Annotated in this window: 1 pseudogene; it reads left to right on the forward strand. The window is 79.4% G+C overall.

What is annotated here, in order from left to right:
- Window positions 1–299, forward strand: a pseudogene (locus UK12_RS42120) (sensor histidine kinase); the annotation flags it as partial.
- Window positions 300–354: the final 55 nt, after the last annotated feature.

Here is a 354-nt window from a genome sequence, read left to right on the forward strand (position 1 = left end):
CCCTGGAGGAGCTGCGGCAGATCGTGGGCGTGCTGCGCGCCGCCGGCGTACCGCCCCGCGAACCGCTCGCCCCGCACCCCAGGCTGGCTGACCTGCCCCGGCTGATACAGGGCAGCCGGCTAAGCGTGACCAGCGACGCCAGCCCCGGTGACCGGCCCTGGCCGGAATCGGTCGAGCGGGCCGCCTACCGCTCCGTCCAGGAGGCCCTGACCAACCTCACCAAGCACGCCCGCGGCGCCCCCGTCGGCGCCCGCCTCCCCGCCCGGGCCGCCCGGCTGCTGGTCGAGGTCCCCAACTAGCGCCCGCCCCGGCCGCCGGGGGCGGTGCCGCTGCGCGGCGCCGGGCACGGGCTCG

This window comes from Saccharothrix sp. ST-888 (genome assembly GCF_000955975.1).
Classification (GTDB): domain Bacteria; phylum Actinomycetota; class Actinomycetes; order Streptomycetales; family Streptomycetaceae; genus Kitasatospora.